General features: G+C 62.1%; 17 protein-coding genes. 9 read left to right on the plus strand and 8 right to left on the minus strand.

What is annotated here, in order from left to right; translation table 11 throughout:
• Positions 1-161: 161 nt before the first annotated feature.
• The gene (speB, locus tag EVC45_RS38560; protein ID WP_129963366.1) at positions 162-1,115 is read right to left on the minus strand and encodes an agmatinase; all 954 of its coding nucleotides are present in this window, start codon (positions 1,113-1,115) and stop codon (positions 162-164) included.
• Between the two features lie 148 nt (positions 1,116-1,263).
• Between speB and EVC45_RS38565 the strand changes: the two genes are divergently transcribed.
• The gene (locus EVC45_RS38565) at positions 1,264-2,178 is read left to right on the plus strand and encodes a LysR family transcriptional regulator (RefSeq protein ID WP_129963367.1); all 915 of its coding nucleotides are present in this window, start codon (positions 1,264-1,266) and stop codon (positions 2,176-2,178) included.
• 98 nt (positions 2,179-2,276) lie between these two features.
• Here the strand turns inward: EVC45_RS38565 and gabD are convergent, their stop codons facing one another.
• Both gabD and EVC45_RS38575 read right to left on the minus strand, forming a co-directional pair.
• Entirely contained in the window at positions 2,277-3,737 is a 1,461-nt protein-coding gene (gene gabD, locus EVC45_RS38570) for an NADP-dependent succinate-semialdehyde dehydrogenase (RefSeq protein ID WP_129963368.1), read from the minus strand.
• Between the two features lie 80 nt (positions 3,738-3,817).
• Entirely contained in the window at positions 3,818-5,101 is a 1,284-nt protein-coding gene (locus EVC45_RS38575; RefSeq protein WP_129963369.1) for a 4-aminobutyrate--2-oxoglutarate transaminase, read from the minus strand.
• Positions 5,102-5,224: 123 nt separating this feature from the next.
• On the opposite strand from EVC45_RS38575, the gene EVC45_RS38580 reads away from it, so the two are divergent.
• A complete protein-coding gene (locus EVC45_RS38580) occupies positions 5,225-6,733 on the plus strand; it encodes a PLP-dependent aminotransferase family protein (RefSeq protein ID WP_129963370.1) in 1,509 nt (502 codons plus the stop codon).
• Between the two features lie 385 nt (positions 6,734-7,118).
• Positions 7,119-8,699 carry an isocitrate lyase gene (locus tag EVC45_RS38585; protein WP_129963371.1) on the plus strand — a complete coding sequence of 527 codons (1,581 nt, stop codon included), beginning with the start codon at positions 7,119-7,121 and terminating at the stop codon, positions 8,697-8,699.
• A 186-nt stretch (positions 8,700-8,885) separates the two neighbouring features.
• Here EVC45_RS38585 and EVC45_RS38590 read toward each other — a convergent pair whose 3' ends face one another.
• Positions 8,886-9,776 (minus strand): LysR family transcriptional regulator, encoded by an 891-nt coding sequence (locus tag EVC45_RS38590; protein WP_129963372.1) that lies wholly within the window; start codon positions 9,774-9,776, stop codon positions 8,886-8,888.
• 178 nt (positions 9,777-9,954) lie between these two features.
• On the opposite strand from EVC45_RS38590, the gene EVC45_RS38595 reads away from it, so the two are divergent.
• The 4 genes from EVC45_RS38595 to EVC45_RS38610 all read left to right on the plus strand — a co-directional run bounded on the left by EVC45_RS38595 (position 9,955) and on the right by EVC45_RS38610 (position 14,216).
• A complete protein-coding gene (locus EVC45_RS38595; protein WP_129963373.1) occupies positions 9,955-10,731 on the plus strand; it encodes a glucose 1-dehydrogenase in 777 nt (258 codons plus the stop codon).
• Between the two features lie 90 nt (positions 10,732-10,821).
• Positions 10,822-11,805: a D-glycerate dehydrogenase gene (locus tag EVC45_RS38600; RefSeq protein WP_129963374.1), complete on the plus strand. Its 984-nt coding sequence runs from the start codon at positions 10,822-10,824 to the stop codon at positions 11,803-11,805.
• Between the two features lie 13 nt (positions 11,806-11,818).
• A complete protein-coding gene (gene aroE, locus EVC45_RS38605; RefSeq protein WP_129963375.1) occupies positions 11,819-12,670 on the plus strand; it encodes a shikimate dehydrogenase in 852 nt (283 codons plus the stop codon).
• A 112-nt stretch (positions 12,671-12,782) separates the two neighbouring features.
• Positions 12,783-14,216: an MFS transporter gene (locus EVC45_RS38610; RefSeq protein WP_129963376.1), complete on the plus strand. Its 1,434-nt coding sequence runs from the start codon at positions 12,783-12,785 to the stop codon at positions 14,214-14,216.
• A 575-nt stretch (positions 14,217-14,791) separates the two neighbouring features.
• Here EVC45_RS38610 and EVC45_RS38620 read toward each other — a convergent pair.
• From EVC45_RS38620 to EVC45_RS38630, 3 genes are all read right to left on the minus strand, one after another.
• Positions 14,792-15,766 carry a LysR family transcriptional regulator gene (locus tag EVC45_RS38620; protein WP_129963378.1) on the minus strand — a complete coding sequence of 325 codons (975 nt, stop codon included), beginning with the start codon at positions 15,764-15,766 and terminating at the stop codon, positions 14,792-14,794.
• A gap of 201 nt (positions 15,767-15,967) precedes the next feature.
• A complete protein-coding gene (locus EVC45_RS38625; protein WP_129963379.1) occupies positions 15,968-16,363 on the minus strand; it encodes a response regulator in 396 nt (131 codons plus the stop codon).
• A gap of 156 nt (positions 16,364-16,519) precedes the next feature.
• A complete protein-coding gene (locus EVC45_RS38630) occupies positions 16,520-17,128 on the minus strand; it encodes a response regulator transcription factor (protein ID WP_306770850.1) in 609 nt (202 codons plus the stop codon).
• Between the two features lie 380 nt (positions 17,129-17,508).
• Here EVC45_RS38630 and EVC45_RS38635 point away from each other — a divergent pair, with 380 nt between their 5' ends.
• Both EVC45_RS38635 and EVC45_RS38640 read left to right on the plus strand, forming a co-directional pair.
• On the plus strand, positions 17,509-18,471 hold the full coding sequence (locus tag EVC45_RS38635) for a GlxA family transcriptional regulator (protein ID WP_129963381.1): 963 nt from the start codon (positions 17,509-17,511) through the stop codon (positions 18,469-18,471).
• Between the two features lie 174 nt (positions 18,472-18,645).
• Positions 18,646-19,353, plus strand: a complete 708-nt coding sequence (locus tag EVC45_RS38640; protein ID WP_129963382.1) for an SDR family NAD(P)-dependent oxidoreductase — start codon at positions 18,646-18,648, stop codon at positions 19,351-19,353.
• Positions 19,354-19,418: 65 nt separating this feature from the next.
• Here EVC45_RS38640 and EVC45_RS38645 read toward each other — a convergent pair whose 3' ends face one another.
• Positions 19,419-21,212, minus strand: coding sequence for a 1-deoxy-D-xylulose-5-phosphate synthase (locus tag EVC45_RS38645; RefSeq protein WP_129963383.1), 1,794 nt, complete (start codon positions 21,210-21,212; stop codon positions 19,419-19,421).
• Positions 21,213-21,237: the final 25 nt, after the last annotated feature.

Here is a 21,237-nt window from a genome sequence, read left to right on the forward strand (position 1 = left end):
CGCTACGCTCGCCTCAGCAAGTCAACCCCAAGACGCTAAACATTAACCCCCTTGTTGCACTTCGGCTTGAAACCGCCCTTTTATTGGCTTTCCGGATTGGAAAAATCCACGTTAGTTGTTGTAATACTCATCAATACATCGCAGGCCGGCTAACACCACGGTTAGTCACGACGCTTCACGCCAGGCAGAACACACAGCATCTCGTACGCGAGATTCGCACCGAGCAATGCGGTCGTGCCGAATGGATCGTAGGGCGGCGCCACTTCGACGAGATCCGCACCGACCAGGTTCAAACCCCAGCAGCCGCGAATGATCTCCAGTGCCTGTGGCACCGTCAGCCCCGCGATCTCCGGCGTGCCGGTTCCCGGCGCATACGCGGGATCGATCCCGTCGATATCGAAAGTCAAATAGACTGGCCCGCCATCGACGCGCCGTCGCACCTCTTCCATCAGCGGTGCGAGCGATTGGTTCCAGCATTCCTCTGCCTGTACGACGCGGAAACCCTGGTTGCGGCACCAGTCGAAGTCTTCGGCCGCATAGCCCGTGCCGCGCAGACCAATCTGCACGACCCGCTCGCAATCCACCAGCCCTTCTTCCACCGCGCGGCGAAACGGCGTGCCATGCGCGATCTTCTCTCCCATCATCGTGTCGTTGACGTCTGCGTGGGCGTCGACGTGAATCAGTCCGACCTTGCCGTACTTGCGATGCATCGCGCGCAGAATCGGCAGCGCGATGGTGTGGTCCCCACCCAGCGTGATCGGCTTGGCGCCGTGCTTGAGGATTTCGTCATACGCGGTTTCGATGCGCGTGATCGAATCGAGCAGGTTGTACGGATTGATCGCCACGTCGCCGATGTCGGCCACGCGGAGCGAATCGAATGGCGCGGCGCGCGTCGCCATGTTGTACGGACGCAGTAGCACCGACTCGCTGCGAATCTGGCGCGGCCCGAAGCGCGCACCGGTGCGGTTCGAGGTACCGAGGTCGAACGGCACGCCAACAAAGCACGCATCGAGACCTTCGGCCGACGCAAGGTTCGGTAGACGCATCATCGTCGCAATGCCGCCGCAGCGCGGCATCTCGTTGCCGCCCAACGGATGAAAATAGCTGTCTGACATATCCAATCTCCGCTTTCATTTAGACTGCCGTATCATTGAATCTCGGCATACGTACATTTGTAAGCGTTCAAAAGTCAGAAATGAATCTCGAATTCGGAATGTTCACATTGATGAGTTGCAATGTATCGCTGCGCGCGGTGGAGGCAGCGTGCCAGGAAGCTTGACCGATCTGGACCTGCGCCTGATCCGCGTCTTCCTCGCCGTGGTGGACGCCGGCGGAATCAGCGTTGCGCAAACCACCCTGAACGTCGGTCAGCCGACCATCAGCACGCAGTTATCGACGCTCGAGACCCGGCTTGGCTATCGGCTGTGCGAGCGCGGCCGAAGCGGATTCCGGCTCACGTCCCGCGGGGAGCGCTTCTACGAGCTTGGCAAAAAACTGTTCGAAGCGGTGGATGAGTTCAGCAGCAATGCGCGGAACATGGACCGGAAGCTGGTCGGCACCTTGAACATCGGTCTGATCGGGCACACGCCCGTTAGCCAGAATGCTCGTATCAGCCAGGCAATCGCCTCTTTCAGGGAACGCGACGAAGCGGTGCGCTTCTCTATTTCGGTCAGGTCGCCAGGGGAGTTGGAAGAGCACCTGCTCAGCGGGCAGGTCCAGATCGCGGTCGGCTATTTCTGGCACCGGGTGCCCACGCTCGACTATGCGCCGCTCTTCAGCGAGCAGCAGATCGCATATTGCGGCCGGGGCCATCCGCTGTTCGAGCGGTCCGGTCGGCTAGATGCCGCGACGGTTGCGGATTTCGAGTGGGCCTGGCGCACCTATCCCCTGCCCGAGGTGCAGCTCTCCACCACGCCCGGCAAGGTCACTGCGCAAGCCGACAACATGGAAGCCGTCTCGCTGCTGATTCTCTCGGGTCATCACCTCGGATACCTGCCGCGGCATTTCGCGGATCCCTACGTCAAACAGGGCCTGCTTGCCGCTCTCAACCCTGAAGTGCTCCGTTATGAAGTGACGTTTCACGTGGTCACCCAGGCGCGTGGCCGCCAAAGCCCGATCGTCACGGCTTTCCTCGAAGACTTGACGAAGGCGCACCTTCCCGCAAACGGTGAATCGTAATGCGATCATCAATGCCGGCGCGCCGCCTGGCGTCCGGCATCACTGCTGCGCGACGCGCCGCTGCAACAAGCGCGCGTTGAATACCCAGTGCGCAGCGCTCAGATCCCGCCGACGCACATGTACTTGATGACCACGTAGTCGTCGATACCGTAGTGCGAGCCTTCACGGCCCAGGCCCGATTGCTTGACGCCGCCGAACGGCGCCACTTCGTTCGAGATCAGGCCGGTGTTGATGCCGACCATGCCGTACTCCAACGCCTCGGCGATGCGCCAGACACGGCCGATATCGCGGCTATAGAAATACGACGCGAGGCCGAACTCCGTGTCGTTGGCCATCCTGATCACTTCCTCGTCGGACGAGAAGCGGAACAGCGGTGCGAGCGGTCCGAATGTTTCGTCGCTCGCGACTTTCATGGACTGCGTGACATCCGCGAGCACGGTTGGCTCGAAAAAGCTTTGACCGAGCGCGTGACGCTTGCCGCCGGCGACGATGCGCGCGCCCTTCGCGAGCGCGTCTTCGATATGCGACTCGACCTTCAGCACCGCAGCTTCGTTGATCAACGGACCTTGCGTGACCCCGTCTTCCGTGCCGTTGCCCACCTTCAGTTGACCCACAGCGACCCGCAGCTTGTCGGCGAACGCGTCGTAGACCTTGTCGTGCACGTAGAAGCGGTTGGTACAGACGCAGGTCTGCCCGCTATTGCGATATTTCGAGGCGATGGCACCGGCGACAGCCGCGTCGAGATCGGCATCGTCGAACACGATGAACGGCGCATTGCCGCCGAGTTCGAGCGACACCTTCTTCACCGTCGGCGCGCACTGCGCCATCAACTGGCGGCCAAGCGGCGTCGAGCCGGTGAACGACAGCTTGCGCACGACCGGATTGCCGGTCAGTTCGGAGCCGATCGCGTTCGATTCGCCCGTCACGACGCTGAACACGCCGCGTGGCACGCCTGCGCGTTCGGCCAGCACGGCCATCGCGAGCGCGGACAACGGCGTCGCTCCTGCCGGTTTGACGATGATCGTGCAGCCCGCGGCCAGCGCGGGACCGACTTTGCGCGTGATCATCGCGGCCGGGAAATTCCAGGGCGTGATCGCCGCGCACACGCCGACCGGCTCTTTCGTGACGACAATGCGCTTGTCGCCCGCCGGGGTAGGAATGGTGTCACCGTAGATGCGCTTGCCTTCTTCAGCGAACCATTCGAGAAAGGACGCCGCGTACTGGATCTCGCCTTTGGCCTCGGCGAGCGGCTTGCCTTGTTCGGTGGTCAGGATCTTCGCCAGATCGTCGGCGTTTTCCAGCATCAGATCGTGCCATTTGCGCAGGATCGCCGCGCGTTGCTTCGCCGTGGTCGCGCGCCATGCCGGCCACGCGACATTTGCCGAGTCGATGGCGCGGCGCGTTTCGGCCGCTCCCATGCGCGGCACCGTGGCGATGGTTTCGCCGGTCGCGGGATTGCGCACTTCGAAGGCCGCGCCGTTGTCGGCGTGTTGCCATTCGCCCGCGATAAACGCGCGGGTCTTGAGGAGAGACGGATCTTTCAGCGTCAATGTAGTCATGTGTTTGAGCTCTTCGAGTTCGATCGTGCGTGTCGGGTCGCGCCGCACGCGTCAAAGCATCCGGCGCGGGTCAGTGGACTTCATGCCGCGACCGCGACACTGTCCTTGATTGCCGCTTCCAGAATCGCCATGGCTTCGTCGAACACGGCGTCCTGGATCGTGAGCGGGAACAGGAAGCGCACCACATTGGAATAGACCCCACACACGAGCAGCAGCAAACCGCGCTCGAGCGCGCGAGCCTGCACGCGCTTCGTGAAATCGACGTCCGGCTCCGAGCCGCCCGCCTTGCAGAACTCGACGGCCACCATACCGCCGGGACCGCGCACGTCGGCGATTTGAGGGACTTCGCTTTGCAGTGCCGCGAGCTTGGCCTTGATCCGGTTGCCAAGAACGGTGGCCCGGTCGCACAGGCTTTCATCGTCGATGATGTCGAGTACGGCATGCGCCGCGGCCAGCGCCAGCGGATTGCCGGCGTAGGTACCGCCGAGGCCGCCGGGCGCGGCCGCATCCATCACGTCGGCCCGGCCGACCACGCCCGACAGCGGCATGCCGCCGGCGAGGCTCTTGGCCATCGTCATCAGATCGGGTACCACATCGTAGTGATGCATCGCAAAGAGCTTGCCGGTGCGGGCGAAGCCCGTCTGCACTTCGTCGGCGATCAGCAGGATGCCGTGCTCGTTGCACAGCTTGCGCAATGCGCGCACGAACTCGACGGGCGCCTGATAGAAGCCGCCTTCGCCCTGAACCGGTTCAAAGATGATCGCGGCCACGCGCTTAGGATCGATGTCGGCCTTGAACAGGTACTCGATGTGCTTCAGCGAATCCTCGGTGGTTACGCCGTGCAACGGATTCGGGAACGGCGCATGGAACACGTCCGCGGGGAACGGGCCGAAGCCGATCTTGTACGGCGCAACCTTCCCGGTCAGCGCCATGCCCATCAGGGTGCGGCCGTGGAAGCCGCCGGTGAAGGCGATCACGCCCGGACGACCGGTCGCGGCGCGCGCAATCTTGATCGCGTTCTCGACGGCTTCGGCGCCGGTCGTGAAAAAAGCGGTCTTCTTCGGATAGTCGCCCGGCGCGCGCTGGTTGATCTTCTCGGCCAGTTCGACATACGACGCATACGGAACGATCTGGTACGCCGTGTGGGTGAAATGATCGAGCTGGTCGCGGATCGCGGCGACGATCCGGGGATGGCGGTGCCCCGTGTTGCACACCGCGATGCCAGCGGCAAAGTCGATAAAGCGGCGGCCTTCAACATCCCATAGCTCCGCGTTCTCGGCGCGCGCGGCATAGAAATCGCACATGACCCCGACGCCGCGCGGCGTGGCGGCGTCCTTGCGGCTCTTCAGTTCTGCATTCTTCATCGACGTCTCCTTCGCTCCCGGTTTTTGACGGATGCCGCGCCCACGGCGTGGCACATGCAGCGACTATAATGAGATTTGGCTCGCAACTTCAGATCCATTTCGATAAGAATGTAGGAGCCAATCGTGCGCAGGAGCGTTTTGTCGGACTGGCTGGCGCAGCGCCTCGACCGGGGCAACGGCCAGCCAATCTATCGCCAGTTGCACCGGCTACTGCAGCAGGCGATCCTGTCGCGGGAATTGCCGGCGGGCAGCAAGGTGCCGTCGTCGCGGTTGCTTGCGCAGGAGTTGGGTATCGGGCGCAACACCGTCACGCAGGTGTATGAGCAGCTGGTGCTCGAAGGCTATGTGAGTTCAGCGACCGGGCGCGGCACTTTCGTCGCCGACAGCGCGCCGGACGAGATCGTCGGTGCGCTCGATGTGGAGTCATCCGGCACACATCGCACGCCATTGGAGCTACCGGCAACCCGTGTGCTCTCGGCGCGCGGCGCGCGGCTGATCGCCGGCGCAGGCGTGTCGAAGCGTCAGTGGGGCGCGTTCATGCCGGGCGTGCCGGACGTCACGAAGTTTCCGGCGCGTGAATGGAGCCGCCTGCATAACAAGTATTGGCGGCGGCTTCGTCCAGACCTGCTCACGTATGCGCCCGGCGGAGGCCTGGCCTCGCTGCGGCACGCGCTGGCCGACTATCTGCGCACCTCGCGCTCAGTGCGCTGCACACCCGAGCAGATCATCATCACGACCGGGATTCACCAATCGGTCGATCTGGCCGTGCGGCTACTGTCCGATCCGGGCGATGTGATCTGGACCGAAGACCCCTGTTATTGGGGCGTGCGCAGTGTGCTGCACGTGTCCGGCCTGCAAACGCGGCCGATCGCCGTCGACGCCGAAGGCATCAATCCTTCACCCGACGATCTCGCCCAGCCTCCCAAATTGATGCTCGTCACGCCGTCGCATCAGTATCCGCTCGGCATGGTGATGAGCCTCGCGCGCCGCCGCATGTTGCTCGAGTACGCCCGGCAGCACACATGCTGGATCATCGAGGACGACTACGACAGCGAATTCCGCTATGGCAGCCGCCCACTGGCGTCGCTGCAAGGGCTCGATATGTCGGGCCAGGTGATTTACGTGGGTAGCTTCAGCAAGACGCTGTTTCCAGGTTTGCGGATCGGCTATCTGGTCGTGCCGGAAGCGCTGGCAGAGAGCTTCGCCACCGCGAGCGCCGAGTTGTATCGCGAGGGACAGTTGCTGCAGCAGGCGATGCTTGCGGAGTTCATCGCCGAGGGGCACTTCGCGTCGCATATCCGCAAGATGCGCACGCTCTATGGGCAGCGTCGGCAGATTGTGCTCGACGCAGCGTCGCGACGTTACGGTGATGCACTGCCGGCGGTGGGAGGCGACGCCGGCCTGCACCTGGTCATGCAATTGCCCGCGGGCAGCGACGACCGTCTGGTCGCGGCCGCCGCGCTGGAGCGCAATATCATCGTGCGGCCGCTGTCGGGTTATTACGCGCAGCCGTCACTCGACTCGTCGGGATTGCTGCTCGGTTACGCGTGCGTACCCGATGAAGACATCGGTCCTGCCTTCGACACGCTCGGCGATGCGATCGACTCCACCCTGAACGTGTTTGCCTCGTGACGCTCCCTGGTCCCGCCAGGGACATCGCCTGATCGCGGCAACAACCAGCCACAGAATCTGCTGGCCCGCCTGTGAGGCCAGCAATCCCTTGTTCGGGCATGCGTGCTTGCCCCGCCTCCAACACCCGAAAGCACGTTTCACATTGCGGAATTCACTTCGAATTTCTTCAGCACCATCTTTTTGTCGCTTGAAACCACGTTTTGCATCGCAAAAATAGCTGTCTATCTCATTGAAAACTAAGCAAAAATTATGTCTTATGTCTTATATAAGACTTTGCCAAAACGCATCCAGGCGGCGCTACCATTTAGTCATGCAGTGCGCTCGAAATACCTAGCGGCACGCTGAACCGTCTACTCAATCGTGCTTTGCTCTCAAGGAGATTCTCATGTCCCAATATCAAGACGACATCAAGGCAGTTGCTGGTTTGAAGGAGAAACAAGGCAGCGCGTGGAATGCCATCAATCCGGAATCTGCCGCACGCATGCGTGCCCAGAACAAGTTCAAAACGGGCCTGGACATCGCGAAGTACACCGCGAAGATCATGCGCGCCGACATGGCCGCGTACGATGCCGACCCGTCGAAGTACACCCAGTCGCTGGGCTGCTGGCACGGCTTCATCGGCCAGCAGAAAATGATCTCCATCAAGAAGCACTTCAACAGCACCGAGCGCCGCTATCTTTACCTGTCCGGCTGGATGGTGGCCGCGCTGCGCTCCGAGTTCGGCCCGCTGCCGGACCAGTCGATGCACGAAAAAACCTCCGTCAGCGCGCTGATCCGTGAGCTGTACACCTTCTTGCGCCAGGCCGACGCCCGCGAACTGGGCGGCCTGTTCCGTCAGCTCGACGCGGCCGAAGGCTCCGCGAAGGCGGCCATCCAGGAAAAGATCGATAACCACGTCACCCACGTCGTGCCCATCATCGCCGACATCGACGCGGGCTTTGGCAACGCCGAAGCAACCTACCTGCTGGCCAAGCAATTCATCGAAGCGGGCGCGTGCTGCATCCAGATCGAAAACCAGGTGTCCGACGAGAAGCAGTGCGGCCACCAGGACGGCAAGGTCACCGTACCGCACGAGGACTTCCTCGCCAAGGTCCGCGCGATCCGATACGCGTTCCTGGAACTTGGCGTGGACGACGGCATCATCGTGTGCCGTACCGACTCGCTGGGCGCCGGCCTGACCAAGCAGATCGCCGTGACCCACGCTCCGGGCGACCTGGGCGACCAATACAACTCGTTCCTCGATTGCGACGAAATCTCGGCCGACGCACTGGGCAATGGCGACGTCGTCATCAAGCGCGACGGCAAGCTGCTGCGTCCCAAGCGCCTGCCTAGCAACCTGTTCCAGTTCCGCGCCGGCACGGGCGAAGCACGCTGCGTGCTGGATTGCATCACCTCGCTGCAAAACGGCGCCGACCTGCTGTGGATCGAAACCGAAAAGCCGCATATCGCCCAGATCGCCGGTATGGTCAACGAGATTCGCAAAGTCATCCCGAACGCCAAGCTGGTGTACAACAACAGCCCGTCGTTCAACTGGACCCTGAACTTCCGGCAACAGGCCTATGACGCGATGAAGGCCGCAGGCAAGGATGTGTCGGCATACGAGCGCAATCAGCTGATGAGCGCGGAATACGACCAGACCGAACTGGCGATCGCCGCCGACGAAAAAATTCGCACCTTCCAGGCCGACGCTGCGCGCGAAGCAGGGATCTTCCACCACCTGATCACGCTGCCGACTTACCACACCGCGGCGCTGTCGACCGACAACCTCGCCAAGGAGTACTTCGGCGACCAGGGCATGCTGGGTTATGTGGCTGGCGTGCAGCGTAAGGAAATCCGTCAGGGCATCGCCTGCGTCAAGCACCAGAACATGTCCGGCTCGGACATCGGCGACGACCACAAGGAGTATTTCAGCGGCGAAGCGGCCCTGAAAGCGGCGGGTAAAGACAACACGATGAATCAGTTCTGATACCAGCAATACTCCAAGCAAAACACCAACCCATATGGGTTGGTGTTTTTTTATCCAACGAGATCGCGTGTGACCTCTCTTACGCGCTGCACTGATCCGCGTTCGCAGGGAAGCGCACAGTATCGGCGCAGTCAGGACGGACCGACCCGGCTGCATCCCGTCCAGCCGCCCCCCTCCCCAGCCCGCTCATGCCGCTCCGCTGCCGATGCTTCGATCGACCACGTCGACGAATGCACGCTTCGTCGCGCTGTCGAGTTGCGTGTACGCAATGCCAATGCCGGTATGGTGATCGCGAAGGTCGAGCGGCCTTGCCGTGACTTTGGGCGGCAGCGCTATCGCCGCTTGCGCGGGGATCACCCCGATTCCCAGCCCGGCCGCAATCAGTGCGAGCATCGTCGTGAACTCACCGAGTTCCCTCTCGATCTGAAGAGTCACGCCCTGCTGTTTGAAGGCGACGAGAATATCGTCGTAAAAGCCCGGCGCATACCGGCGCGCGAGCATGAAGACCGGGCGCTCGCGCAGATCCGTCGGGTGTATCCGCTTCAATCGGGAAAGCGGATGACGTGCAGGTACGGCCACGACGAAAGATTCTTCCAGCACCACGCGGGTTTCAACTCCGGCAGCATGCACGGGTAGGCGTATCAGACCGAAGTCGAGCTTGTTGTCGTGCAGCGCCGCAATCTGGTCGGGCGTCGGCATGTCCTTCAGTTCCAGCGTGATGCGCGGGTAACGCGCGTGCATCGCGCGGATGAGATTGGGCAGCAACTCCGGTAGCACCGACGATACGAACGCAATCCGCAGCGTGCCGATTTCACCTTGGGACGAAAGACGCGCGGTCTGCTCGGCGCGCTGTGCCTGATGAAGCGTCGCGCGGGCTTCGGGCAGGAATAGCGCGCCCGTCTCCGACAGCGCGACTTTGTGGCGGTCCCGCTCGAACAGACGAACCTGCAACTCCTCTTCGAGCGACTTTATCTGCATGCTCAGCGCCGGCTGCACGATGCACAGCCGTTCAGCCGCACGCCCGAAATGCAACTCTTCCGCCAACGCGACGAATGCGCGCAGATGTTTCAGCTCCATGGTCATCTCCAACGTCCATTCGGATTGCGGGGTCGGGCGCGGTGTCGGCTTGTCGCGGTAATCACGATTCATGATAACAGCGTCATGAAAGACTATTGGCTCGCTGTCTGCCTTTGCTGTGAACTACGTCTCATGGAGGAACGGCGCGAATCAGACGATGCCACGCGCCGCACACGCAATGACGAATCAAGCACTCAATCTATTCGATCTGTCCGGCCGGCGCGCACTGATCACCGGATCCAGCCGCGGCATCGGGCTGGCGCTGGCACGCGGTCTTGCTCGCGCGCGTGCGGCCGTGGTTATCAACGCGCGTGACGAGGCCAGCGCTCGAACCGCACAGAGCCTGCTACGTGAAGAACGGCTGGACGCAACGGCGGCGCTTTTCGATGTCACGCGTGCTGACGATGTCTCGGCCGCGATCGAGGCGCTGGAGTCGGAAACGGGCCCCATCGACATTCTTGTGAACAATGCGGGCATTCAGCGCCGGGCGTCGCTCGAGTCGTTTGCAGCGCAGGACTGGAACGAACTGATGAGGGTGAACCTCGACGGCGTGTTTCACGTCTCGCAGGCGGTCGTGCGTCACATGCTGCGGCGTGGGCACGGCAAGATCATCAACATCTGCTCGGTGCAGAGCGAACTGGCGAGGCCGACCATCGCGCCGTATGCCGCATCGAAGGGTGCGGTGCGCATGTTGACCAAAGGGATGTGCGCCGACTGGGCGCGTCACGGCATACAGGTGAACGCGATCGCTCCGGGCTACTTCGCGACGGATCTGAATCGCGCCCTCGTCGACGACCCGGATTTCTCGGCATGGCTGTGCAAGCGGACGCCGGCCGGGCGCTGGGGCAACGTCGACGAATTGTGCGGAGCCGCGGTTTTTCTCGCATCGGACGCATCGAGCTTCGTGAACGGCCAGACGCTCTTCGTCGACGGTGGCCTCACCAGCGTGGTCTGACATGCGCGCATGGATGACATTGACCGACGACAACGCTAGAAGACCGGAAACGGAGACATCGATCATGCCTTTTTCAGTGGAAGACGCGCAATGAGCGCTGCACGCAAGCACGTAGTCGTATTTCGCAAGATCCCCGACGATCTGCTCGGACGCATCGCTGAACGGCACGACGTGACCGTCGCCGATCCGCGGCGCGCCGACGAGTTGCCCCGCTTTCGCGATGCGCTGCACGGCGCATGCGGCCTGATCGGTTCGAGCTATAAGCTGGGCGCCTCCGAGCTTCGCGAAGCGAATAGCCTGCGCGTCATATCGAGCATCTCGGTTGGCGTGGACAACTACGAGCTGCCCTTCCTGAAACAACGCGGCATCACGCTGTGCCACACGGCGGGTGTGCTGACGGAAACGACGGCCGACACGGTGTTCGCGCTCGTCATGGCGACGTCGCGGCGGCTCGTCGAGCTGTCGAATCACGTCCGCGAAGGCCGCTGGACGCGCAACATCGGCGAGGACCTGTTCGGCTGGGACGTGCACGGCAAGACGCTCGGTGTGCTGGGCTTCGGGCGCATCGGCCAGGCTGTGGCCCGGCGTGCCGCGCTCGGCTTCGACATGCCCGTGATCTTTCACGATCCGTTCGACGTGACCCTGCCCGCCGCTCTTGCCGGCCGCGCGCAGCGAGCGTCGTTCGACGAAGTGCTGGCGCGCGCCGACATCGTCGCGTTGACGTTGCCGCTCTGCGACGAGACACGCGGACTGATGGACGCCGGGGCTTTCTCGGCGATGAAGCCGGGCGCGATATTCGTCAACGGCTCACGCGGCGCGATCGTGCGCGAAGACGCACTCCTCGCCGCGCTCGACAGTGACCACTTGCGCGCGGCCGGGCTAGATGTATTTGCCGTCGAACCGCTGGCGCACGATTCGCCGCTTCGCAACCATCCGAAGGTCACTGCGCTGCCTCACATCGGCTCGGCCACGCACGAAACGCGTCGCGCAATGGCGGAACTCGCGACCGACAACCTGCTGCGCGTGCTCGACGGCGCCACGCCTGTTGCGGCCTTCGACCTCTCCACGATCTGACGGAAGACCCAGCATGCCTCATTCGATTCCCACCCTATGCGGCTCATTGGCGGGCCAGCCGTTCACGTTCAACGTAAAGGTGCATAACGCCGCCTATCGCGCGCTCGGCATCGACTACACATTCGTGAGCTTCGGCGTGGACGACGCGGCGCTCGCCGTACAGTCGATACGCACGCTCGGCATACGCGGCATGAACGTGACGATGCCTCACAAGCAGGCGGTCATCGCACACCTCGACGCGCTCGATGAGACCGCGCGCGAGATCGGCGCGGTCAATACGATCGACAACCGCGACGGCCATCTCACCGGCTACAACACGGACTGCACCGGAGCCGTGCGCGCACTGGAAGAGGTAACGCGGCTTGCGGGCCAGCGCGTCGCGCTGCTCGGCGCGGGCGGTGCCGCGCGCGCGATCGCGTGGGGCGCGAAACGCGCGGGTGCGCAGGTGACGGTGTTCAACCGGACGGCGTCGCGCGGCGACGCGCTTGCTCGCGACTTCGGCATTGAATTCGGCGGCAGTCTTGCCGACTTCGAAGCTGGCGATTTCGACGGCGTAGTCAACGCGACAGCGGCGGGCTTTCGCGCGCCGCACGTCAATCCGTTGGCCGTGCGGCAGCTTCAGTCGCATCTGTTCGTGATGGATGCGGCGTTCCTGCCCGTGCAGACGAAATTGATTCGCGATGCCGCTTCGGCCGGGTGCCGTGTCGTCAACGGAACACGCATGCTGCTGCATCAGTTCTGCGGACAGATTGAACTCTATACCGGCAAGCCGGCGCCGCTCGACGTCATGAGTGCCGCACTGCTCGACGAGATCGCAAGGGTCGAAGCAACCGAAGCACGCGAGTGCGCGACAAGCGAAGCATAGCGCGTGAGTGCGTCTGGAGCCTCACGTCAGAGGAGGCCCGGTCGATTGGAAGGATGATGATCCGCACCGGCTGCACAGCATGGCCGCGGCATCGAGATCTGAAGGAGACGAAATGAAGCACCAGCACAGCATTGCGGCCAACCCGGCCGTCAATCCCGTCGCCAGCGCATCCCCGGCGACGGTCAACGAAAACGCGAGCCGCCAGGACGTGACGACGGCCGACCTGTATCGGGCTGCGTGGGCCGCCTCGCTCGGCAGCGCGCTCGAGTACTACGACTTCGCGCTGTACAACCTGGCGTCCGCGTTGATCTTCGGGCCGTTGTTCTTTCCGTCGAGCAATCCCGCGATGGGTCTGATCGCGAGCTTCGGTGCCTACTTCCTCGGCTTTGCAATCCGGCCTGTCGGCGGGATCGTATTCGGCGCGCTGGGAGACCGTTACGGCCGCAAGTTCGTGCTGACGGCGACGATCCTGCTGATGGGCATAGCCAGCACGCTGATCGGTGTGCTACCCACGTACGCAAGCGCCGGCATCTGGGCGCCGATTCTATTGGTCGCCTGCCGTCTCTTGCAGGGGCTCGGCGCCGGCGCGGAGCAAGCGGGCGCTGCCGTGCTGATGGCGGAGTACGCACCCGCCAAACGCCGCGGCTACTTTGCAGCGCTGCCGTTCATGGGCGTGCTGCTGGGCACCGTGATGGCGGCGACGATCTACTTCGTGCTCGTGCGCGTCGAGGATCTTTCGCAATCGTGGCTGTGGCGCGTGCCGTTTCTGTTGAGCGTGCTGATCGTCGGGATCGCGATCTGGATTCGCCTGCGGCTCAAGGAGTCGCCGTCGTTCGCGAAGCTCGAAGCCCGTCAGCAGGTGAAGGACAGCCCATTGACGCACCTGATGCGGCACTCGAAGCCGATGGTGCTGAAGGTGATCGGCCTGCGCATGGCGGAAAACGGCGGCTCGTCGATCTATCAATCTCTCGCCATCAGCTACATCGCCACGGCGACGGGCCTGAAAGGGCAGATCGGTCCCATTGCTCTGCTGTTGGCGGGTGCCTCGGGCGCGATCATCATTCCGTTGGCAGGGATGCTCAGCGACCGCTTCGGACGAGTACCCGTCTATCGCGCTTTCGCGCTCTATCAATTGCTGCTCGCGTTTCCGACCTGGTGGGTATTGAGCCTGGGCAGTCCAACCGCGAGCATCACGATGCTGTGTGTCGCGCTCGCCGGCGTCTGGGGTATGTTCGCCACGCAGGGCGCGCTTCTTCCCGAACTTTTCGGCGCGCAGCATCGATATGCCGGCGTGGCTGTCGGACGCGAATTGTCGGCTGTCATCGCGGGCGGAGTGGCGCCGCTGGTCGGCGCGTCGATCATAGCGTGGGCGACGAGCCATTGGGGTGGGCGAGGCGGAACGATCCTTTCGTGGATTCCTTTGGCCGTCTACGTGGCGATTCTGAGTCTGATTGGCGTGGTCACCACCTTCTATCTGCCGGAAACACGGGGACGCGATCTCGATGATCTGCATGACGCCGGCGTTGTCGAACGAAGCAATCCATGAAGGCGCCATGGCGGTCCAACTACGGGCAATCATGGTCGGCGCGCATCGACGTGTGCTCAATCACGATCAATCGATGCGCGCGGGCACCAACCCATAACAACCTTAACTACCAAAGAACAGGTTGCAGAAACTCGCCGGGCCCACACAGGCATTGGCGTCCCTTGCCGGTGCCGTATCTCGACGGTGCGGCGCCCGATACGTATTCGTCCGGGACGTATTCGCGCCGGACGTATCCGCCTGGGCCGTTTGTTGAGCATCCGTCTGCGCGGGAGCGAGGGGTTCAGCGTGGACGGCGAAGCTGGCCGCCAGCGAACCCGCAAAAAGGACAGCAGTAAGCAATTTCATTTCAATCTCTCTAGCAAGGTGATGGAGGCGACGCCTCCGGGGAAACAGCCTGGCCAGATTAATCACTTTCAGTAGTCAAGAGAATCCCGTAGTCTCGGGAATGATCTTTCCATTTCATGGGAATATCGGAAAGCCGGCTTGCGCAGAACGCGCGGGCACTCACAGCAATCCGTGAGACATCGCTACCACTTCGGCGTTGAACGACTCCGCTTGGATCTCGTGGAAAGGCGTCATGACATCATCGCCAGATCTTCGCTCCGCTTCATCGGTCGCGGGACGCGTATCACGTCATCGGCACCCGCCTTCGCCGGCGCCCGAAAGAACTCGGTACAGAAGTCGACGAACATCCTGAGCCGTGCCGGGATCAATTCCCGGTGAGCATAGAAAAGGCACATTTCAACGCTGCTATCCGATGCCGTGCATTCCGGCAGGACGTGCACGAGATGTCCCACATCGATATCTTCGCGAACCATGGTTTCAGGCAGCGTGGCAATGCCGGTGCCGTCGAGCGCTGCCGCGCGAAGCAGCACCTCGCTGCCTTCCATCGACGACATGGGCGAAATGCTCACTTTCCGGCCGCCCTCATGCAGATCGATGAATTCCGCACTCTTCTTTCTGGTTTCCGGATCGATCAGCAGAAAATGATTGGCGAGCTTCGCAGCGGATTCCGGTACGCCATATTGCTCGAGATACGCGGGAGCGGCCACCAGAATGCGAGGCGACCGCGATAGCGTCCGGCGAATCACGGTGGACTGCTCGACCAGTTGAGGCGGAAGAATGGCGATATCGAAACGGCCGTCGAACAGATTCGTCGCGTGATCCTGAACGGAAACCACCAGACTCACATGAGGCGCGATGGCGCGATAGCGCCGTACCAACCGCGAGAACGCTCCGTTCACCAGTATGGGGTGCACGACAAGCCGCAACTTCCCGCCATTGACCTCGTGCTCCATCGCGATGCGCCGGTTCGCCTCGTCGAGCTCCTCGAGCAAACGGCAACAAATCAGGTAATACGATTGCGCTGCGTCCGTCAGGGAAACGGACCTCGTGGTCCTGAGCAAGACTCTCGTCTGCACGCATGCTTCGAGCCTGGCGATCGCCTTCGACACGGACCCGGTGGTCACATTCAACGATTCGGCGGCCTTGCTGAAACTCTGATACCGCGCGGCAGCGACGAATGCACGCAACATGTAAAGCTGATCCATCTCGCACCTCACAAATTTCTTTGCTCTGATCGACGCTTCAAGCGTAAGCGCGCAAGCCGCGAGACGGTATCGTCCGATGTGGTGTGACGCCTGATGCACGCGCGTGCGCGTCTAATACATTCGGATGGCCTGAACGAGCGGCCGGCATAAAGGCAATTTCGTCAGGCCCGGCAGCACCCGACGTTCGGACCTTCGCCCGCGTCACTTTTTCAGCAGCTCACTAACCAGTGCGAGAAGTCCTGCGTCATCCACGGGCTTCGGGAAGAAGCCTGCGGCGCCGTTACGCTTTGCGCGCTCGAGCATGTCCGGGCTTGCGTACGCGGTAACGAAAATGACGGGGATAGGACGCCGCCATAGCTTGATCGACTCGAGCAGCGCAAAGCCGTCCATGTCCGGCATCTGGATATCGGCGACGACGAGCGTCAGTGACGAGCGGCAAGGATCGCCTAGAAGGTGCTGAGCGGACGCGTAGTCGATGACCTTCCAGCTTGCCGAACGCAGCGAACTGGACAGCGCCATTCGAACGGATTCGTCGTCGTCCACCATGGCGATCGTTGCTGACGAGCGCGCTGGTTTTATCTGGGATCCGGTGGCCATCGAAATGATGCAGAAATGTAGAATCTTTCTGCAAAATACAAGCCCGTCGAAGGGGCAGCAATCACACCTTCGGATGATCTTCGTGACAGTCCGTATTAGCGCGGCGAGATCCGCGCGCTGACGCAGGCAGCCATCACGCGGCGACTGCGCAAACGCCTATCTGGCGCTCGGAGGAGCCGGCTGCACCTGCTGCAACATCTTGACGAGTTCGGCCACCGAGCGCGCGTTGAGCTTGTGCATGGCCTGCGCCCGATGGATCTTGACCGTAACCTCGCTAAGGCACAGGAGGTCGGCAATCTTCTTGTTCAACAGACCTTCCGCCACCAGCCCGATCACTTCGCGCTCGCGGGCGGTGAGTGAATCGTACGCTTGACGGATGCCCGCGACGAGCTTCGCCTGGCGCCGCAATTCGCCATCGCGCTTCAGCGCCGCGGCGATCGTATCGAGCAGATCCTGATCCTTGAACGGCTTCGTCATGAAATCGAAAGCTCCCGCTTTCATCGCCTTGACGGTCATGCCTATGTCGCCATGCCCCGTCAGGAAGACGATGGGAAATCGAATGCTTTCTTTAAAGGCTTCCTGCTGAAGCGTAAGACCGCTCTCGCCGCGTAGTCGAATGTCGAGAATGAGACAGCTCGGCACGTCCGGCAATTTCACGGCGAGAAACTCGTCAGCCGATTCGAACGCCCGAACCTCGATGCCCACTGACATCAGCAGACTGGTTAGCGCGCCTCGAATAGACTCGTCGTCGTCGATCACGTACACGAGCGAGTCCGGTAGGTGTTCACTTCGCGTCCCAACGCCATCGTGTGCCATCGCTCGATCTTCGAAAAGTTCGTGTTGCGAAAAAAAGTGCCGATGCTCGCGATATGGTAAGCAATCGCAAGATTTATCGCTACCGTTTGCACACTGTGAGGACTGCCTTCCTTTGAAGCAGGCGCCCCATAAATCGTGCTCTTCGGACAGGTCGATTTTGGCGCACCACGCCTGAGAACTACACGGGTCATACCGGCGTATGAGGGACCACATGCCGGCACGATGCAGCTTCAGCCATTCGGAGAATGGTCAGCGTGCCGTTGCACGCCTAACCTTTTCCCAGCGTGTCGTCGCGCTATCGTGATCATTGGCCAGGTTGGGTGCGCAAAATGAAAGTCGCAATCGTGGTGATTGATGGTGTACAGGCCATGGACATGGCCGGCCTGCTCGACGTGTTCTCCGAAGCGAACCGTTTGCTCAGCGAGGCGCGCCAGTATCAGGTGCCCCTCATTGGAGAGCACGCAGGCGCGGTTGCCTGTTCGAACGCAATGCAGCTTTGCGTGCCATGGACCTACGCGGACTTTCGCGCAAACGTCGATGTCCTGCTGGTGACAGGCGCCTCTCACGCAAGACACGTCCGGCCGAAGCAGGATTTCCTGGACTGGCTGCGGCGACGCGCATTCGACTCGAAGCGCTACGGCTGCGTTTGCAACGGCGCATGGGTGCTCGGGCGCGCAGGTCTGCTCGACGGCAAGGAAATTGCCGCGCGCTGGACCGACGCGAGTCAGATGGCCGGCGAATTCCCGCGCGCCCGGATCCGTCCCGACCAAACCCTGATCCGCGATGGACGCCTGGTTTCATCTGCCGGCGCGAATGCCGGACTCGACCTCGGCCTCTCGCTCGTCTCGCAAGACTGGGGCCAGAGGCTCGCCGAACAGGTGGCAAGACGTCTTGGCGCCAATCTGCATAGTGAGCCCTACCAACCCAATCCTTGCGTTGCGACGCCAGTCGATGAAAGTTCGATTATCGGAAAAGTACAACGCCATATCGACAACCATCTTTCCGATGTGCTTTCAATCGAGCAACTTGCCGACGCGGTCTACGTAAGCCGGCGCACGCTATCGAGGATCTTTGCAAAGCATCTCCACACGACCCCTTCCGCATTCGTCGATCAGGTTCGTGTCGGGGCGGCACAGAAACTATTGGAGGAACGCGACATTCCGATGAAAACCGTCGCGTTCGACTGTGGCTTTCATAACGCCGCTCACATGCGCATGGTGTTTCAAAGGCGCCTCAAGCTCACCCCCCGGCAATACCGCCAACAGTCCCACACTACCGAGGTCGCCGCCTGAATCATCGCCGCGTGCGCAGCCTCGCGATCCCGGCGCGATTTGTTCTCGCGACGAAAGACTCTTTGTCCATGATGTCTGTTCGCATTCGCAACCGATGCGCCTACAGTTCTTCTCCATCGGGTCCATCGATTCGAACGGCCACCCGGCCGACTTACCCTTACTGCGGGATACACAATGAGCACTTCCAAGGTCGTCATCGTCACTGGCGCATCGCAAGGCATCGGCGCCGAAACCGTCAAGGCCTTCCGCGCGCAGGGCCATCGGGTGGTCGCCACGGCCCGTTCCATCACGCCGGCCGCCGAGGCCGACTATGTCGCCGTGGCCGGCGACATCGGCGACCCCGCTACGGCTCGCCGCGTCGTCGACGCTGCCATCGAGCACTTCGGCCGTGTCGATACGCTCGTCAACAACGCGGGCATCTTCATCGCGAAGCCCTTCACGCAGTACACCGCCGAAGACTATGCGGCAATCCTGAACGTCAACCTGAACGGCTTCTTTTACATCACCCAGTACGCGATCGACGCGATGCAGAAGCACGGCAGCGGTCACGTGCTCAGCATCACGACGACGCTCGCCGACAAGGCGAACAGCAAGGTTCCGTCGGTGCTCGCGTCGCTCACCAAGGGCGGTCTGAACGCTGCGACGCGGTCGCTCGCAATCGAGTATGCGCGCGCGGGAATCCGTGCCAACGCGGTGTCGCCCGGCATCATCAAGTCGCCGATGCATGCTCCCGAAACGCACGCCACGCTCGGTGCGATGCATCCGGTCGGCCGCATGGGCGAAATGAGCGACATCGTCAATGCGATTCTCTATCTCGACTCGGCACCGTTCGTGACGGGGGAGATCCTGCACGTGGACGGCGGCCAGAGCGCAGGTCAATAAGCGCTTGAGTATCGCCCGCGCCGAGGCCTGGATGGTCCGTCGGCGCGGGGCAGCCGACCCGATCATCAAACCTCGTCGAGCAGATCTTCCGCCTCGGTGAAGGCCAGCACCGCTTCCCTCACACCTGCGACACCGAGGCCATTCAAGCGGAGCAATTCAGAACGGTCGCCATGCGGGACGAACGCGTCGGGAAGGCCGAGCCGCAGCATCCGTACAGGCCACCCCTCCGCCGCAATCCGTTCGGCGCATGCGGCACCCGCTCCACCCAGCACGGTGCCTTCCTCCAGTGTCACGATCACCTCGTGCTCGTTTGCAACCGTCAGCAACAAATCTTCATCGAGCGGCTTGACGAAGCGCATGTCGACCGCAGTCGCATCGATCTCCTTTGCGACTTCCATCGCGACCGAGAGCAAGGGGCCAAACGCCAGAAACGCCACCCGCGCGCCACCCCGCTTGCCGGACACCCGGCGAATCACGCCTCTTCCGAGCGGCAACGTCTCTTTCGTCTGCTCGATGACTTCAGATCCGGTCGTCGCCCGCGGGTATCGCACGGCGCACGGTCCAGGCCACGCAAGGCCGGTGTTCAGCATGCGATAGCATTCCTTCTCATCGGACGGGGTCATCACCACCATATTCGGCACGCAACGCAGGGCCGCAATGTCGAATGCACCCAAATGCGTCGCACCATCGCCCCCGGCAATCCCCGCGCGATCCAGCGCGAACAGAACCGGCAGATTCTGCAGGGCAACATCGTGAATGAGTTGGTCATACCCACGCTGAAGAAACGTCGAGTACATGGCGACAACGGGCCTCATCCCCTCAGCGGCGAGGCCGGCCGCCAGCGTGACAGCGTGCTGTTCCGCGATGCCCACGTCGATGTAGCGGTCCGGATAACGACGCTCGAATTCGGTCAAACAGGATCCTTCGCTCATCGCGGGCGTGATGCCGAAGATTCGTTCATCCGTCGCAGCCGCGTCACACAGCCACTGGCCAAATATCTGGCTATAGGTCAGCTTGCCGCCTTGCGGGCGCACCAGCCCTGTCGCGGGTTTGAACGGACTGGGCCCGTGGTACGCAACGGGCTCCAGTTCCGCGGGTCGATAACCCTTTCCTTTCTTCGTCACCACGTGAACGACGTGCGGGCGTGAGCGCGTCTTCGCGTCGCGCAGCGCGGCGAGAAGACACGGAATATCGTGACCATCGATGGGACCGACGTAATCCAGACCCAGCGTTTCGAATAGCGTGGATAAAGGCACGTTCGCTTCGTCGCGCCAATGCGCAACTAGCGCGTCGAGATGATCGTTCAGTCCGCCCACCGCCGGTGAAATCGACATGCGGTTGTCGTTCAGAACAATCGTCAGCGGCAGCGCCTCGCAGCACCCTGCGTGATTCAGCGCCTCATACGCCATACCGGCAGACAGCGCGCCGTCGCCGATCACCGCCACGACGCGGGCGTCTCGACCGCGCAGCCCCAAGGCCATGCCGACTGCCGCCGAAATGGACGTACCGGCGTGCCCGACACCGAACGCGTCGTAAGGCGACTCTTCCCGCGTGGGAAAACCGGCCATCCCGCCGGCCTTCCGCAAGCTTGCCATTCGCCCCTTTCGGCCGGTCAATATCTTGTGCGGGTAGGATTGATGCCCGACGTCCCACACCAGGCGATCGTTCGGCGTATCGAATACATAGTGAAGCGCAACGGACAACTCCACCACACCGAGGTTCGATGCCAGGTGACCGCCAGTGCTCGACACACTTTCGATCACGAATTCTCGAACCTCGTCCACCAGGCTCTGAAGTTTACTCTCCTTCAGATCGCGCAACTTGCCCGGGAAATCGATCAAGTCAAGCAGCTGCTTCATGACGTTCCAATCCTTGATGTATTGA

Origin of the sequence: Paraburkholderia sp. UYCP14C (assembly GCF_004197395.1) — a bacterium.
Lineage (GTDB): Bacteria > Pseudomonadota > Gammaproteobacteria > Burkholderiales > Burkholderiaceae > Paraburkholderia.